This is a genomic window from Aulosira sp. FACHB-615 (assembly GCF_014698045.1).
Classification (GTDB): Bacteria; Cyanobacteriota; Cyanobacteriia; order Cyanobacteriales; family Nostocaceae; genus Nostoc_B.
Window position 1 is genome coordinate 380467 of the sequence record NZ_JACJSE010000001.1, and the last position, 15931, is coordinate 396397.

Here is a 15931-nt window from a genome sequence, read left to right on the forward strand (position 1 = left end):
CAAAATTATCACACCCTCGTGTATAGAAATCGTAAATTATTGGTTAAAATTTTTAGGTATTTATTCGCCTTTGATGAACAGTGCTTGAGTGACTTTTTCCAGTACCTTTAAACCTTGCAAAGAACCACGAATTAGCCGAGTCGCTGCGATGGGTTGACTGATTAAACCCCACGCTAAAGGTAAAGTTTGCAGTGAACCATCGGTACTGATAGCATCGGAAAGGTCAGGAATATCATGTAAACTGTCATCACTGACCACCCGTAAGACAGTCACTTCAATTCCCATTGCTTGAAAAAACTGTAAAGCAGCGAAACTTTCCATATCAACAACATCACAGTTAGATGTTGCCGCTAACGATGATTTTTCTGTAGCAGACCAGATGACGCGATCGCTTGTCAAGCCTTTCACTAATGAGACTTTTGATAGTACAGCAGATAAATGATTCATCAAGGTGCGATCGCATTCTTGCACAAGTCCTTGATAAGTGCAACTTTGATATAACACCACATCCCCAACAGCGTAATTCTGGCGCAAGCTACCACACAAACCCATCACTATTACCTTGGCTGGTGAATGCTGTTTGTCCAATTGCTGCAAGTATTTCGTCAACGGCTGCATTCCCACTGGTATTGCCAAAACCGTTGGTATAGACTCCGTATTTTGACGCAAGCCACGAGACACAGCTTTATACTCTGCACCCTGCGGCACTAAAATCACAGTGTTCATCATCAATATTTATTGTTGAGTAGGAATGAAAGGGTGTAGGGGTTTAAGAAGGTGTTTAATTTTTTTACGAACCGCCAAGAACGCCAAGAGCGCCAAGGAAGACAAAAATAATTATTTAGTGCAAGTTTACAGAGATTTGGTACAAGAATAGGACTTACGCAAAATTATGAAAAAACGTAGACGCGCAAGCGGCTTCCCGAAGGGTACCGCAAAGGGCGCATAGACGCGATAGCGGCTTCCCGAAGGGTAGGACACGAAGTTATAAGAGTTTGAGAGAGTTATTGCGTAAGTCCTAAAGAATCACAAGTATCATTACTGGTGAATGCTTCAGCTTTGCAGCCACTTCTTTCCCCTACACCTGACACCCCTACGGGGAAGTCAAAATTCAAAAATCAAAAGTTCCGAGAGTTTTTGACTTTTAACTTTTAACTTTTGACTTGATTTTGCCCCTACACCCTTACCCCCTCCCCAAACGCTTTCCGTTTCGGTAGTAACTGGAGAGTATTCCAAGCTGTGGTGGCGAGTCGCGGTAGCAGTTGTGGTTGCAATATCCGCGAGTCGAACTTACTCATTCGCCGTTGATTTTCTTGAATGCACACTTTGAGGAATTTTTCAAGTGTTAAATCTTGACTAAACACACTGGCTCCACTAGCAGTAAAACCTGCACCGTTGGGATCAGATTCACCAATGGCTTTAATCACACTGCTCAAGGCTCTACCGTAATACCAAAGAGTTTTAGCACTCCGCAGGGGTAAAAATCCATCACCACGTTGAATTTGTAAATCAGTGAACCAGTTGACAAAAAATACAATATGCCGTACCTCTTCATCAACAATTGAGTCAAAGATTGTGAAGATTTGCTCAGGAAATACTCTGGCTTCTCGCGCAATTTCAAATAAGCCAAAGGCGAAAAAAGAATCGAGACATTCTTCAAAACCAAATTCAATGAATGTTTGCTCAAGGTTGGCGGGAATTTCTATGGGTGGACAAGCAGGCATAGGAATGTCATAACGCTCAATAAACACTTTCAGCAAGCGAGCGTGACGAGATTCTTCTTTACCTTGGAGGGCGATCGCATCTTGTAAAATGCCACTGTCTAAAGTTTTGGCATATTCACTGACGATAACACCCGCTTGACGTTCTTTATTCAAAGCCTGACCCCAAAAAGGGATGCTTCGCAAAAGTTCCAAAGCTGCATTATCCAAATCAGGCCAAGGGAGATGCTCAGGCTCATATTCCCTGTAACTCTCCATAAAACTACGACAGAATAATTCCCTATGGTCAACAGAACCAATCTTCATAATTAAATTTATGTGTGCTTAAAATTGCCGTTAGAACCAGGACTATGTAGTGAGTAACACAAGTTATTTCTCAGCATAGAGTAATACATTAATGATTACCTAGTGCTGATTGCTCAGTATTAATTATTAAGTGTTTAAGTAGAAGAAATTTTTTGACCGTTTATCCTTTATGCTTTTTTAAGAAACCCATTAAGTAAAATTGCCCACCAAAGGAAACTAAACCACCCAAACTTTAGACGATTAATGTAGCATGACAATTAATTGGGACACCAGCAAAATTTTCCAAGATGGTAAAGGTTAGTAGCGCAAAATCTGCACGAGAACGCTTCAATATCTCCAAATTGGCCATTGACTTCTCGTGGTTGACAGTGAGTTTCTGGATTGCTGTAACGGTAGCTGGGCTTTTGGCGTTCAGTTCCCTCAAGTATGCTTTGTTTCCAGATATTACTTTCCCGGTGGTGGTAGTTAACGCCACAGCACCACTAACAACAGCAATTGATACAGAAGCCAAGCTCACCAAACCAATTGAAGAGCGCCTCCGCTCTGTAGAAGGACTAGATGATCTGCGTTCATCAGCTTATCCTGGTCAAACGGCAGTTAGTTTAGCTTTTGCAGTTGGTACTGATTTAGAAAAATCCACCAACAATGTAGAAGCTGCCCTGAAACAGTTAAGTTTGCCACAAGGGGCAAATTACAAAATTATTCCCCTGAACTTAAACGAATCAGCCGCCGTTAGCTACACCATAGAGAGTGCTTCGCAGAACCTCACAGAATTGACCAAAGTAGCACAAGACAAAATTATCCCAGTTATTACCAAGGTACCGGGAGTCTTGAAAGTCAATTTGTTGGGAGAGCCTAGTTCTCAACCAGCTTTACCAAGCGCCCAAAATACAGCTGCGGCACTTCCCCAAGGTGGAGCCACATTAGTTCGGTTTAATGGGCAAGATGCGCTGGCTTTTCAAGTCATCAAACGGGGTAACGCCAACACCTTAGAAGTTGTGAGTCGGGTAGAAAAAGAAGTTCAAAAGCTCACAACTAACCTCAAAGATGTCAAACTCACTTTAGCTGCTACCCAAGCTGAGTATATTCGTAATGCCACCAAGTCAACCATTGACGCGCTGATTGAAGCCATAGTGTTGGCTATTGTCGTCATCTTTCCTTTCTTGTGGAGTTGGCGAGCCACCTTAATTTCGGCACTGGCGATTCCGACTTCATTGTTGGCGACGTTTATTGTCATGGCAATTTTCGGCTTCAACTTAGAAACGATTACATTGTTAGCGTTGGCATTAGTCATTGGCAGCGTGATTGATGATGCCATCATCGATGTCGAAAATATTATGCGGCATATTGAAGAAGGAGAAAGCCCTCGTCAAGCTGCCTTCTCAGCCACCAGTGAAATTGGGTTAACCGTTGTTGCCACCACAGCTACAGCCGTGGCAGTGTTTTTACCAATTGGTTTGATGGGTGGTGTCGTTGGGCAATTCTTCAAGCCCTTTGGAATTACAGTTTCCGCTTCTTATATTGCTTCTACCTTAGTAGCCCGGACACTATCACCAGTTTTGTCCACTTACTGGCTCAAACCAATCTCTACCAATACTCCCCGCAAGGAAGGAAAACTGTGGTCAGGGTTTGCCCAAGCCTACCGGAAGTTGCTGTATTGGTCGTTAAACCACCGCAAAACAGTAGTTTTATTAGCGGTTCTCAGCTTTGTTGGGGGAATTGCCCTAGTACCCTTCATTCCCAAAGGTTTTATCCCGAAACTAGACCGGGGCGAATTTAATATTACCTATACGGCTCCCTTACCACAAATCCCTGATATTGCCACTTTGCAAAAACAAGCAGCACAGGCAGCACAAGCCGGGATTCCCTTGTCATCTCAACCCCCCATTTCTCTTCCCAACCCGCTCAATGATTCTCTGGAAGTTGCGAAAAAACTAGAAGCGGTGGTGAGAAAATCCCCAGCCGTGGAAACAGTCTTTACTACCGTCGGTTCCCGCGAAGGTGAACCCAATAAAGGTACGCTTTACGTCAAGTTGAAGGAAGACAGAGAGCTAAAGACGGCGGAAGTCCAAGACCAAATACGCGCTCAGTTGCCTAATTTACCAGGCGTAACTACCAGTGTGGAAGACATTCAATTTATCGATACTGGTGGGCAAAAACCCTTACAAGTGTCATTAAGGGGAGAAAATCTCCAAGAACTGAACAAAGCAGCCCAAGCGATTAAAGAACGCATCGCCAAAATGCCGGGATTTGCTGATGTGACGGTAACAGGTGACAGTAAAAACCAGGGGGGAATTTTCCAAATTGAGCGACTGAATAATCAGCGTGTGGCTTATATCAGTGCCAATTTAGGGCAGGATTTGTCTTTGGGTAGTGCCACAGACAAAATCGTTGCGGAAGCCAAAGAAGTGTTACCTGCTGGTGTAACTTTAGACTTGGGTGGCGATTCTGCCCGACAAAACGAAGTCTTTAGCAGTTTTGCTTCTACTTTGGTACTATCGGCACTTTGCATTATTGTGGTGCTGATTTTGTTGTTCCGCAGTTGGATAGACCCTGTAGTTATTGGTGTTTCACTGCCTTTGTCAATTGTGGGAGCCATGCTGGCCTTACTCTTTACCAAGAGTGATTTTGGCATGATTTCCTTAATTGGTTTTGTCTTTTTGTTGGGGCTGGCTAACAAAAATGCGATCGTCTTGGTGGATTACATCAACCAACTGCGTCAAGCTGGTTTAAGCCGCAAAGAAGCCATCTTGAAGGCGGGGCCAGTGCGTCTGCGACCGATTATGATGACAACTGCTTCCACGCTGTTAGGGATGTTACCCATTGCTTTGGGTCTGGGTGCTGGTTCAGAATTGCGATCGCCTATGGCTGTGGCTATTGCTGGCGGCTTGATCAGTTCCACAATCCTCAGCTTAATTGTTGTCCCCGTAGTTTACGCCATCTTAGACGACTGGTTCCCCCGCTTTCGTCAGGAGGCAAAATACTAATGCAGGCTTTTGTTACAGGTGGAACCGGCTTTGTCGGTTCCCACTTGGTGCGGTTACTACTGCAACAAGGATACAAAGTCAAAGCTTTAGTCCGCCCCAGCAGCAATTTAGATAATTTACGCGGCTTGGATGTGGAACTAGTCAAAGGCGATTTGACAGATGCTGATATTTGGCAAAAAATTAAAGGTTGTCAATATTTATTCCATGTCGCCGCCCATTATTCTTTGTGGCAAGTAGATAAACAACTACTGTATCGCTACAACGTCATCGGTACACGGAATATTCTCGAAGCCGCCCGCAAAGCTGACATTGAACGCACTGTTTACACCAGTTCCGTATCAGCCATAGGAGTCGGCCCAGGCGGTAAACCTGTCGATGAAACTTATCAAAGCCCTGTCGAAAAACTGATTGGTAATTACAAACAGTCAAAATTTCTCGCCGAACAAGAAGCCAAACAAGCCGCAGCTAGAGGACAAAATGTCGTAATTGTCAACCCTAGTAGCCCAATTGGTTCATTAGATATCAAGCCCACACCCACAGGCGATATTATCCTGCGGTTTTTGCAGCGAGAAATGCCCTTTTATCTAGACACTGGGCTGAATTTTATCGATGTGCGGGATGTGGCTTGGGGACATTTACTGGCATTGCAAAAAGGGAAAACAGGCGATCGCTATATCTTAGGACACCAAAACCTCAGCCTCAAACAATTACTAGAACAACTTGCCGAAATCACTAATTTACCAGCACCCCAACGCACCATTCCTGCTTGGATACCCTTGAGTGTGGCTTGGATTGATGAGAAAATTCTCGCACCGTTAGGAAAAACGCCCTCTGTCCCTATAGATGGTGTCCGTATGGCTCAACAACACATGTACTATGACGCGAGTAAAGCTGTCCGCGAGTTGGGACTACCCCAGTCCCCCTTAAAAGCAGCCCTAAAAGACGCTGTGGATTGGTTTATTGCTGAGGGTTATGTCAAATGAAGTCTGAAGTGTGAAGTGTAAAGTATGAAACATCAATTTCATACTTCAGACTTCATACTTCACACTTTTATGTACTTATAAGATGAGGAGTAATAAATAAAGTGGGAATTAATTTACAACAAGCGATGGATATTGGGAAGTATCTGGTGACTCAGCGTTTTTTAGGGCGCAAACGCTTCCCCTTGGTATTGATGCTAGAACCATTATTTCGCTGTAATTTAGCTTGCACTGGTTGTGGCAAAATTCAGCACCCCGTGGAAATTCTCAAACGCAATCTCACACCAGAAGAATGCTTCGCCGCCGTGGAAGAATGTGGCGCACCTGTAGTTTCTATTCCTGGGGGAGAACCGTTACTCCATCCCCAAATTGATGAGATTGTCCGGGGCTTAGTAGAACGCAAGAAATATGTTTACTTGTGTACCAATGGCTTGTTACTGGAAAAAAGCCTCGACAAATTCCAACCTTCGCCTTACTTTACCTTCAGCGTTCACTTAGATGGAATGCGCGAGTGGCATGATAAATGTGTTGATCGCAAAGGCGTGTTTGATACTGCTGTCAACGCCATTCGTGCAGCCAAAGCCAGAGGTTTCCGTGTCACCACCAACACCACCATCTTTGAAGGTGCAAATGTCAAAGAAATGCAAGAATTCTTTGATTTTCTCGAAAGTTTGAATGTTGATGGGATGATGATTTCCCCTGGTTACAGCTACGAATGGGCTCCAGATCAAGACCATTTCCTCAAACGCGAACAAACCCGCGCCCTCTTCCGGGAAATTCTCACACCCTACACATCAGGTAAGAAAAACTGGAACTTCAATCATAATCCCTTATTCCTAGACTTTCTGATTGGTGAAAAAGACTACGAATGTACACCTTGGGGAAGTCCGAGTTATAGCGTTCTTGGTTGGCAAAAACCCTGTTATTTGTTGAATGAAGGACATTACACCAGTTTCAAAGAACTGCTAGACAAGACAGACTGGAGTAAATACGGCCGCGCCAGTGGTAATCCCCAATGTGCTGATTGTATGGTTCACTGCGGCTACGAACCAACCGCCGCAATGGACGCAATGCAACCGCAAAACATTGCCCGTTCCCTAAGTACCGTGTTTGGTAAGAGTTAGCGCAAAAAGGGAAGAGTAGTTTAGTAGGGTGCGTTAAAGCAAAATGCAACGCGCCCTGCTTTAACATTGTTAAAAACGTTGATTAATAAAGTTAGTTTTGTTATCTTAAGTGTAATCACGTAATACAACAGAAGAATTAACAAACTATAGCTCTTCCTCTAGAACTATGAATAGTACTCCCTATCCAAACTTTAGTGAACAAGGCTATCGAGTTGTACGAGAATTAGGACGCAATCGAGAAGGAGGAAGAATTACTTGGTTAGCATCAGATGTTAATACAGCACAACAGGTAGTATTAAAGCAGTTTTGCTTTGCTCAAGCTGGTTCTAGTTGGTCTGGGTTTGAGGCACATCAACGAGAAATTGAGATATTACAAAAACTGGCTCATCCTGGGATTCCCCGATATATAAGCTCGTTTGCTACATCTGATGGGTTTTGTTTGGTACAAGAATATATTCATGCCCAATCTTTAGCAGAACTCCTCGGTTATTTTGAATTAGAGGAAATTAAGATAATTGCTGTTAAAGCTTTAGAAATTATTACATATTTACAAAATCTCAATCCTCCAGTTATTCATCGAGATATCAAACCGGAAAACATTTTGGTAGATGAAGAACTCAAAGTTTATTTAATTGATTTTGGTTTTGCGCGTATTGGTAGCCAGGAAGTTGCAGGGAGTAGTGTATTTAAGGGAACGCCCGGTTTTATTCCGCCAGAACAAATGTTTGAACCGACGCAAGCCACAGATTTGTATGCTTTGGGTACAACGTTGATTTGTTTATTAGCAAAAATTAAGTCTACAGAAATACGCGAATTGTGCGATCGCAATAATCCATACATCATTAAGTTTAAACCTCTTCTCCCCCAATTAAGTCTGCGGTTTCTGGGTTGGCTAGAAAACATGGTACAACCAGAACAAAACAAACGCTTTGCTAATGCACAAGCCGCCTTCACAGCACTCCAACCGCTTGAAGTTGTGCGCGTACCCGGAATAGATTTTAGTGAAACAGTATTAGAGTTTAAAGCGAACCGATTAGGTGAAAAGCTCACCCAAAGCATCACCGTTGAAAATACTATTCCCGATACTTTATTACAAGGGAAATGGGAAGTTGCACCCCATCCTCATGATCCGCCACATACGCCAGATTCTCACGCTTGGATTTCAGTAACACCTACTACGTTTAGCAGGAATCATACCCAGTTTCAAGTTGAGGTGGATACGATTAAATTGATGGCGGATAAGTCGTATAAACGTCAACTCATACTGCATAGTAATGCTTATCCAGCAAGTCATACTTTAACGGTAAAAGTGCAGACAGCCGCTTTACCAATTGAAAAAACCGAAGTATCTTACACTTGGCTTGTTGGTGTGGCATTAATTGGAGCGATCGCACCTTTATTGATAAATTTGTTGATGGTGATTGCTGGTATATATTCAACCTTGAATTGGTTGATAGCTTTTTCGGCTACATATTTAACCTTGATTTGGGTTATAGCTTTTGTTGGTTTAGAGAAAGTGATAAAGACTGTGATTGGGGCAGGAATTGGGTTAGTCAGTGGCTCTTTAGTGGGGATATTTGCTGGAATGATCATTGCTATTGTTCCAATGGTATTTGCTGCTAATTATGATTTTGTTAACAACATATATAAGATTGGGGTAGCAATTGGGTCTTTGGTGGGGTTAATGTATGGTGGTTTTTGGGGTTTCGTAGCTTGGGAGCAAGATGGTATTCATTCCAATAAGGATAAAAAATTCTACTGGTCTAGAGCGATATTGTATTTACTCACAGCAGGGTTAGGAACTAGCTTTGGAATTATTGTTATAATCGGCTTTGTCACTCCCTACACGCCAATAGCACTAACAGGGATAGGATTACCATTAATCAGCCTCTTGCTTTATCCACCCTTAAAACGACGCAGGCTAATAGCTAAATATCGCCAGTCCGAAAAGTCTTTAATTGAACCCTAATAAATACAGATATGGCAGAAGCTAAAAATGTACTCGGCACAGATTTAGAAGTGTGTTGTACTTCACCGATGACTGGTTATTACCGTGATGGTTACTGTAGCACTGGTGGGCAAGATTTTGGAATGCACGTTGTTTGCGCCCAGGTGACAGCCGAATTTTTGGAATTTACCAAATCCCGTGGTAATGATTTGAGTACAGCATTTCCTGAATATAATTTTCCCGGATTACGCCCTGGCGATCGCTGGTGTTTGTGTGCAGCCCGTTGGCAAGAAGCAATGGAAGCTGGTTACGCGCCCCCTGTCGTTCTCGAAGCCACCCACGCTAGAGCTTTAGAAGTCTGTTCTTTGGCAGATTTAAAAAAATACGCCTTTTCTGCGCCTTAAGCCTTAAGTTAAAATACAGACGCGATCGCTCACGTCTGTATTGTATGGTTACTTGCTTTTGAGATTTACGACGTAGTTAAAAATTTGGGTTAATAACCAAAATACACCACAGTCTAAAAATCAGCACTATTAAACTTGAACTTACTTAATCAATCGTATTGAACAAAGTTATTAACTAGCTTTGACATTGACAGCATTTAATTGCTCAAGCAAGGCGATAACTTCACTGCGGCTGAGTTTCTCCTTACCATTGGCAAGAGCATCAATCGTACCATGTGCCAAAGTTAACGGAATTTGACAAAAGTTTAAAGCTGGGCCAGCAGGTAAAGCTTGAGTATAAGCATCAGCTAACGCTAAGTTGCGTAGGGCATACTCTTGCATTTCTGTGACTGTCCAACCATCTGGAAAGAAGCTGACACCACGCCCCATATCTTCAATGTGGTTGCGGAGGATGTTGACAGCTTGCAAGCCACGACCAAAGCCAATTGCTAAAGTCCGGTTGGTTTGCGTGCCATCATACCAAGTCCATAAATCTGAAAGTAACAACCCAACTGCGCCAGCAACCCCAAAGGTGTAACGATCTAAATCAGACTCGGTTTCAATTTTCCAGTTGTTTTCTGCCCAATAAGCCATCCGGTCAGCCATTGCTGCGGTTGCATCCCAAATCCGTGGTGCAATAGTCTCAGGGGCTAATAAAGACCATTCTCTGACTCTCAGAGTTACTTCTGCCAAAACATCCTCGTAGCCGCTAAACCCTACGGAAAAAGCGTCAACTGCAAAGCCATCTACTCCTGCTTGTAATGTCAAACTAATATTGTGTAACAGTTGTGCCTTTGTTGAATTATCCAGGTCTGGATGATCTTCAATTTCATCAATGGCACGCATACACAAATATGCTGATGCAACGGCTTCTTGCAATCCTGACGGTAAAATACTAATTGGAATATAAAAAGTTCGACTAGTTGCTTTGAGGATTTGCAAGGCATCACCACGTAAATCCATGTTGTCACTCCCCTCTGAGTTTTTACACCACATGCAGTTGAAAGTTGTTTAATGATCTGGGATATACTTTTTACCTTGAGATGGGTTAGTATTTCATCTCAAGATTAATAGTCTTTGTATCATAATTAACGACAAATTCAAACCGATTAAATTCATGTCTAGTATATAAGACTTTGGTTACTGAAATTTGTGCTGTGTGATTTTATATCTGAATTAAGCGCAATTTTTTGCTGTAAATATAAACAACTGTGCTAAAATCCCGCAGTTTATCTAATTGGGCTTTTCAGTAGTGATGAGCGAATTGATACGCCCAGATAGCATCTGATTAGGAAGATAGCATAAAATTCCCAAGCAGATTTCTGTATTGTAAAAATATTATGAAAAACCAAATAAAATTTCTCAAAAAATGCTTCTAACTATAAATATCAACAATTAGGGACTTGCAAGGTATAGGAAAACTTTAGCTATTGACCAATTAGCTTGGCAAATACAATATTGCAGCCTAGACAACAATTTTTGCAGCAAATTCACAAGATGAATCTCATTCGGCAAAGTACAATCTTTTTCCCCAACTTGCCCAATGAAAACACAATAATTCAAGACTTTTGAAATTTAACCCTCCACTATAATGGAGTGGAGGTGTTAATAGTTAAAATCTCATGTCACTTATTAAAGTGGCACAGAAACTAATTTTTCCGATTGATATGAGATGCCGGCTTGTTTAAAGCGGTGTAAAGCTTCACCTAAGCGATCGCAATCTGCAATTAAACTAATCCGCACATAGCCTTCACCCGCAACCCCAAAGGCATTCCCCGGAGTCACCACCACGCCTGTTTGTTGCAATACATTCAAGGCAAAATCGGTGGAAGTTGTACCCACAGGACATTTCACCCAAAGATACATGGTGGCTTTGGTTTTCGGAATATCCCAACCCAACTCTCCTAACCCTTGGATCAAAAAGTCGCGGCGGGTACGGTAACGCTGTTGGACTTCGTGTAAATAGACATCTGGCAATTGCAGAGCAGTTTCGGCGGCTGTTTGCAAGGCGGCAAAAATCCCATAATCCAAGTTGGTTTTCAGCGTCCGTAAACCTTGGATAATTTGGCTGTTGCCGACAACAAAACCTACCCGCCAACCAGCCATATTATAAGTTTTGGATAAGGTATGAAACTCCACGCCAATTTCTTTAGCGCCAGGAATTTCTAACAAGCTGGTGGGTTGATAGCCATCAAAAGCTAACTCGGCATAACACAAGTCATGCACCAACAGAATTTCATATTTCCGGGCAAAGGCGACAATTTCTTCAAAAAATTCTCGCGGTGCAGTGGCAGCAGTGGGATTACTGGGATAATTGAAATAGAGAATTTTGGCTTTTTGGGCAACTTCTTCGGGAATTGCCGCTAAATCAATCAACCAATCATTTTCCGGTTTGAGAATCAAGTTATGGACTTGCGCCCCAGCAATTACCGGCCCGCGAAAATGGGCGGGATAAGCTGGTGAAGGTACTAAAACCACATCACCAGGGTTAATATAAGCCATTGCCAAATGTCCTAATCCCTCTTTAGAACCGAGTAGCGGTAAGGCTTCGCTGTCGGGATCAAGCACTACACCATAGCGGCGATTGTACCAGTTGGTAATCGCACGGCGAAAACTCGCAGTTCCTTCAAAGGGCGGATAACCATGATTGGCGGGATTTTGCAAAGCGGCGATCGCCGCTTCTACGACTGGTTGAGGCGTGGGGCCATCCGGGTTCCCCATCCCCAAATCAATCAAATCCAATCCTTGTTCCCTTGCCTTAGCTTTGAGTTCATCCAGACGGGCAAATACATAAGCTGGCAGTTTCTGTATACGTTCTGCTGGGGCAATCCAATTCAGTGTCATTGATGTACCACTTCTTGATACAGTTGATTTGTGAGTAAAATTTCTCTCATACATCACAGTTGGCGGCTGTGGATCAATTGGAGAAATCTATAAAGTGAGCAAAATCTGAGTTTGGTAATCTGGGCAAAAAATCAAGCGTCATTTTGCCAGTCGAAAGTTTTTTACTCTTCAATTGGCTGATCACTTGCCTTTACTGCCACCCGAATGTTTGATTCTCTGCTGTCTGTGGGTGCAGTTGTCGAAACCATCGCGGCCATTAACTGTTCTAGTCCTACCTTGAAAGGTAAACGGTGAATATCCGAATTGGGTGCGAGGGAAATTTCGGCTGCGGTTTTTAACTCGCTCAATTTAATGTTGCCTAATCCCAAATCATCTAATTTTTGGGGCAAGCCAATCTCTGCATAAAACTTCAACAACTGTTGTCTAGCAGTGCTGGCTAACTGATTACCCAAAATCATTTCTTCTAAACGCAGTTGCACCAAAATACCAAATGCGACTTTTTCGCCGTGGATGCTGGTGTGTCCGGCAATGTGAGTTAAGCCGTTGTGTACAGCATGGGCAGCAACGGTGCGACACTGCGCCCCACCCAAGCCGCCAATGACTCCGGCTAGTAAAACGGTTGCATCCACAACTTCTTGCCAAACTTCACTGCCTGGTTTTTCTAAAGCCTCGGCTGATTTTTGGAATAAAATATCGCGTAAAACTCTGGCTTGTTGGACTGCGGCAATAATTAAAGTCTGTTGTAAATGTCCACTACTCACCGAGGCTTCGTACCATTTAGCGATCGCATCCCCAATGCCAGCTACTAAGGTGTGTTTTGGTGCTGTGGCAATCAAATCATAGTCCAGAATCAATAAATCAGGACAGCGAGACAGCGCCACATCATACAAAAAAGCCCCTGTCTCAGAATATACATTAGAAAGGGCTGTCCAAGCTGCACAGGTAGCGGCGGAAGTGGGAATTGTCACCACCGGTAACTGCAACTGAAAAGCAACTAGTTTTGCAGTATCCAATGCTTTACCGCCACCAACACCAATAATCATGTCGGCTTTGTGTTCTTTTGCCGCCTTCCTTAAAGATTTCAAAGTGGCTTCTGAACAATCTGCACCATAAGAAGCTTGAGCAGTATGCAACTGTTGTTGCTCTAAAATTGGTTGTAAAGTATTTTGAGTCAGGGCTAGAGTTTGATTGCCTGCAATTATTAAAGGACGACTGCCTAACAGGGCAATCTCCTCTGGTGCTGCTGACAAGATTCCAGATCCACGGATGACTTTTGCCGGAGCGATCGCCAGTGCCGATAATGAACTAGATGTTTGAGTAGACAACGTAGTAGCTGATTGATGGGGCATATAATAACTAGTTAGGCAAAACCTGAATTTGTATTGATGCTAGTAGGATTACATAATATTTATAGAAGGCAGTCGCCTATCAACAAAACTCACCATCACTTACGAGCAGCACCCACTAAACATTTTTCCATTGATGAAATTAGTAAGTAATATCTTAATCTAAAAATAATCTCTATTGTATAGTCAAATACAAAAAAAATTGATGTCTTCCCTAACACCAAAATTAGACTTTGCTGTTAGGGAATATACTTATAAACTAGCAAAAAACTGAAATAATCTAGCGTAGGTGGGTTTAGTTTGTATAGCCCCAGACTTTAGTCTGGGGCTATATGCTTTTTTCTTTTTCCCCCTGCCCCGGTTGGTGAGCGAAGCCGAACCACTGCTCCCTGCTTACTCTTTGAGTTAGAAGTCCCTAAGCCGTAGGCTTTGGCAACTGAGCAAATTTATCTGTGTAAATCTCAACTGACATATTCGCATCTTCCCGTGAAGCCAGATTGCGTTTAATTTGACCAAGGTAAAGCGGTACAGAAACTCCAGGTTCAGGATGTACCAGAGTACGAGCGCGAATTATTAGATAATTGTCGCCTTGTTTACCTAAACGACCATAGGAGTATAAATTACTGGCTGCTTGACGCAAAGTTGCTTCTAAAGCTGAAGGGGAAATTTTGGGATTAATGGAAATTACTGTTTGCGTGGAACCATTATCATAAACCAGCGTATATTTTTCGGCTCCCGGAATCACTGTGCGACTTAAGGGTACTAAAGATAGAGCAAATAACCCGCCTGTTAGCACCAGCATAAAGCCAGTTGTACCTACCAGCCGAAAGCGAATGCCCCATTTAAAAATAAAAGCCAGTATTGCTAAGGCAGCAAATACTAAGGTAGCAATACCCGACCACTGGGTGTATTGAAGAAAATCAGCTGTTGAGAACATACAGATTGGCTACTTTGGTGTCTTAACACGATTTACAGACACACCCATTTTACCGATTACTTACACCCCATAACTGATGGAACTCTTTGAGAGAGTCGCTATTCATCAGATTAATAGCCTCATGCTGCAAGTTGCGATCGCTATTCCAGTCCATAGCTAATAAAAATACGCTTATTTGCTTGATATTTATTGGTTATAGATTATACTGCCAATAATAATTTCTTTGATGTTGACCTTGATCAGCTAATGTCAGCATTTAAAGAGAATCTTTTCTGCTAGATAACAGACTTGTTTTATCAAGCTAGAAGACTAGCCCTTGCAAAATGTAACTTTGAGCCATAAAAATTGACCTAGCCTATGCTGCAAGCTAGTAAATAGAACACCCATAAAAGCTTATATTTTTCAACTATCATTTGAAATAAAATAATTAAATACTTAGTGTATCTTTTTAGCTAGTATCAATTATAGCTTTGTGTATTTACCCACTATTTCATCTACTAAAAGCAAGAAAAATGTATAAAGATTAAGATATTTCATGATTTTTTGATACTTTTTAAGTAAGTATTACCTGTCTAAATTAGTAATATGTCAGAGTATCGTGACAATATCGTAATAATGCTGAAAAAATAAGTAATTTAAAATGCTAGTATTACTTGTATAAAAATAAAATTTTTATCAAAAGAATAAATTTAATCGATTTATTAAAGCAATTCATTAAATCAATTTAGAAATACTTAGATGAATACAGTATTTTATCTTACGCTGTATCAAAAATACATAATTTGACTTAACTAATTACACAAAATTACTGTTATCTTTTATTTAAAAGTATTAAAAAATGATGAAACAAGTTAAATCTTGAGTTTAAAACTTCGTTAAACAAAGTCTCAAGATGTGTTCGATATAGTGGCATAGACAAACAAAAACAAGCTTTACACTGTATTTCATGCAGTGTAAAAACCAAGGTGCTGTTCATTAAAGTTTCGACAATACTCTAGCAAATCTAATTAATTAGTGAGTTTATTTTGGTAGCTATTGCTGAATATTTAGCTGCTGATTGCTCATAGCTTAAAGCTGGCTCTGCGTGAGACTATTTTTATATACGCAGATATCAAATATTTCTCTGCAAAATTAACGTGTATTTTTGTAGCTATTTTGTTATGGCTGCAAAGTAAATTAAGCATAAAGAAGAGTTAAATATCTGGTTTATAGCTGCATAAACTTAGATGCTGCAAGTATTGTGAGTGCAAGTGTCAATCTCCGAATTAGCCACTGTCTAAAACTTCAGAAATCGA

11 protein-coding genes are annotated in these 15931 nt (G+C 41.8%); 5 read left to right on the plus strand and 6 right to left on the minus strand.

From position 1 onward, the window contains the following. Positions 1-60: 60 nt before the first annotated feature. Entirely contained in the window at positions 61-729 is a 669-nt protein-coding gene (locus tag H6G77_RS01580) for a phosphorylase (RefSeq protein WP_190870644.1), read from the minus strand. 446 nt (positions 730-1175) lie between these two features. After that, positions 1176-2027, minus strand: coding sequence for a ferritin-like domain-containing protein (locus H6G77_RS01585; RefSeq protein WP_190870645.1), 852 nt, complete (start codon positions 2025-2027; stop codon positions 1176-1178). A gap of 287 nt (positions 2028-2314) precedes the next feature. On the opposite strand from H6G77_RS01585, the gene H6G77_RS01590 reads away from it, so the two are divergent. From H6G77_RS01590 to H6G77_RS01610, 5 genes are all read left to right on the plus strand, one after another. Beyond that, positions 2315-5014 (plus strand): efflux RND transporter permease subunit, encoded by a 2700-nt coding sequence (locus H6G77_RS01590; protein ID WP_190870646.1) that lies wholly within the window; start codon positions 2315-2317, stop codon positions 5012-5014. After that, positions 5014-5997 (plus strand): hopanoid-associated sugar epimerase, encoded by a 984-nt coding sequence (hpnA, locus tag H6G77_RS01595; RefSeq protein ID WP_190870647.1) that lies wholly within the window; start codon positions 5014-5016, stop codon positions 5995-5997. Before H6G77_RS01590 ends, hpnA begins: the two co-directional genes overlap by 1 nt. A gap of 101 nt (positions 5998-6098) precedes the next feature. After that, the gene (gene hpnH / locus H6G77_RS01600; RefSeq protein ID WP_190587966.1) at positions 6099-7118 is read left to right on the plus strand and encodes an adenosyl-hopene transferase HpnH; all 1020 of its coding nucleotides are present in this window, start codon (positions 6099-6101) and stop codon (positions 7116-7118) included. 166 nt (positions 7119-7284) lie between these two features. Further along, entirely contained in the window at positions 7285-9087 is a 1803-nt protein-coding gene (locus H6G77_RS01605; protein WP_190870648.1) for a serine/threonine-protein kinase, read from the plus strand. An 11-nt stretch (positions 9088-9098) separates the two neighbouring features. After that, the gene (locus H6G77_RS01610; RefSeq protein WP_190668785.1) at positions 9099-9470 is read left to right on the plus strand and encodes a DUF2237 family protein; all 372 of its coding nucleotides are present in this window, start codon (positions 9099-9101) and stop codon (positions 9468-9470) included. 171 nt (positions 9471-9641) lie between these two features. Here H6G77_RS01610 and H6G77_RS01615 read toward each other — a convergent pair whose 3' ends face one another. The 4 genes from H6G77_RS01615 to H6G77_RS01630 all read right to left on the minus strand — a co-directional run bounded on the left by H6G77_RS01615 (position 9642) and on the right by H6G77_RS01630 (position 14636). Further along, positions 9642-10472 carry a squalene/phytoene synthase family protein gene (locus H6G77_RS01615; protein ID WP_190587969.1) on the minus strand — a complete coding sequence of 277 codons (831 nt, stop codon included), beginning with the start codon at positions 10470-10472 and terminating at the stop codon, positions 9642-9644. A gap of 669 nt (positions 10473-11141) precedes the next feature. Next, entirely contained in the window at positions 11142-12353 is a 1212-nt protein-coding gene (locus tag H6G77_RS01620) for an aspartate aminotransferase (RefSeq protein ID WP_190587970.1), read from the minus strand. A gap of 161 nt (positions 12354-12514) precedes the next feature. After that, positions 12515-13702, minus strand: coding sequence for an iron-containing alcohol dehydrogenase family protein (locus tag H6G77_RS01625; RefSeq protein WP_190870649.1), 1188 nt, complete (start codon positions 13700-13702; stop codon positions 12515-12517). Positions 13703-14114: 412 nt separating this feature from the next. Beyond that, a complete protein-coding gene (locus H6G77_RS01630; protein WP_190587972.1) occupies positions 14115-14636 on the minus strand; it encodes a Ycf51 family protein in 522 nt (173 codons plus the stop codon). Positions 14637-15931: the final 1295 nt, after the last annotated feature.

Excerpts from the sequence above, each read along its gene's own strand:
- H6G77_RS01630 (WP_190587972.1), bottom strand. The coding sequence starts at position 14,636 with ATGTTCTCAACAGCTGATTTTCTTCAATACACCCAGTGGTCGGGTATT.
- H6G77_RS01625 (WP_190870649.1), bottom strand. The coding sequence starts at position 13,702 with ATGCCCCATCAATCAGCTACTACGTTGTCTACTCAAACATCTAGTTCA.
- H6G77_RS01620 (WP_190587970.1), bottom strand. The coding sequence starts at position 12,353 with ATGACACTGAATTGGATTGCCCCAGCAGAACGTATACAGAAACTGCCA.
- hpnA (WP_190870647.1), top strand. The coding sequence starts at position 5,014 with ATGCAGGCTTTTGTTACAGGTGGAACCGGCTTTGTCGGTTCCCACTTG.
- H6G77_RS01580 (WP_190870644.1), bottom strand. The coding sequence starts at position 729 with ATGATGAACACTGTGATTTTAGTGCCGCAGGGTGCAGAGTATAAAGCT.
- H6G77_RS01590 (WP_190870646.1), top strand. The coding sequence starts at position 2,315 with ATGGTAAAGGTTAGTAGCGCAAAATCTGCACGAGAACGCTTCAATATC.
- H6G77_RS01615 (WP_190587969.1), bottom strand. The coding sequence starts at position 10,472 with ATGGATTTACGTGGTGATGCCTTGCAAATCCTCAAAGCAACTAGTCGA.
- H6G77_RS01610 (WP_190668785.1), top strand. The coding sequence starts at position 9,099 with ATGGCAGAAGCTAAAAATGTACTCGGCACAGATTTAGAAGTGTGTTGT.
- H6G77_RS01605 (WP_190870648.1), top strand. The coding sequence starts at position 7,285 with ATGAATAGTACTCCCTATCCAAACTTTAGTGAACAAGGCTATCGAGTT.
- H6G77_RS01585 (WP_190870645.1), bottom strand. The coding sequence starts at position 2,027 with ATGAAGATTGGTTCTGTTGACCATAGGGAATTATTCTGTCGTAGTTTT.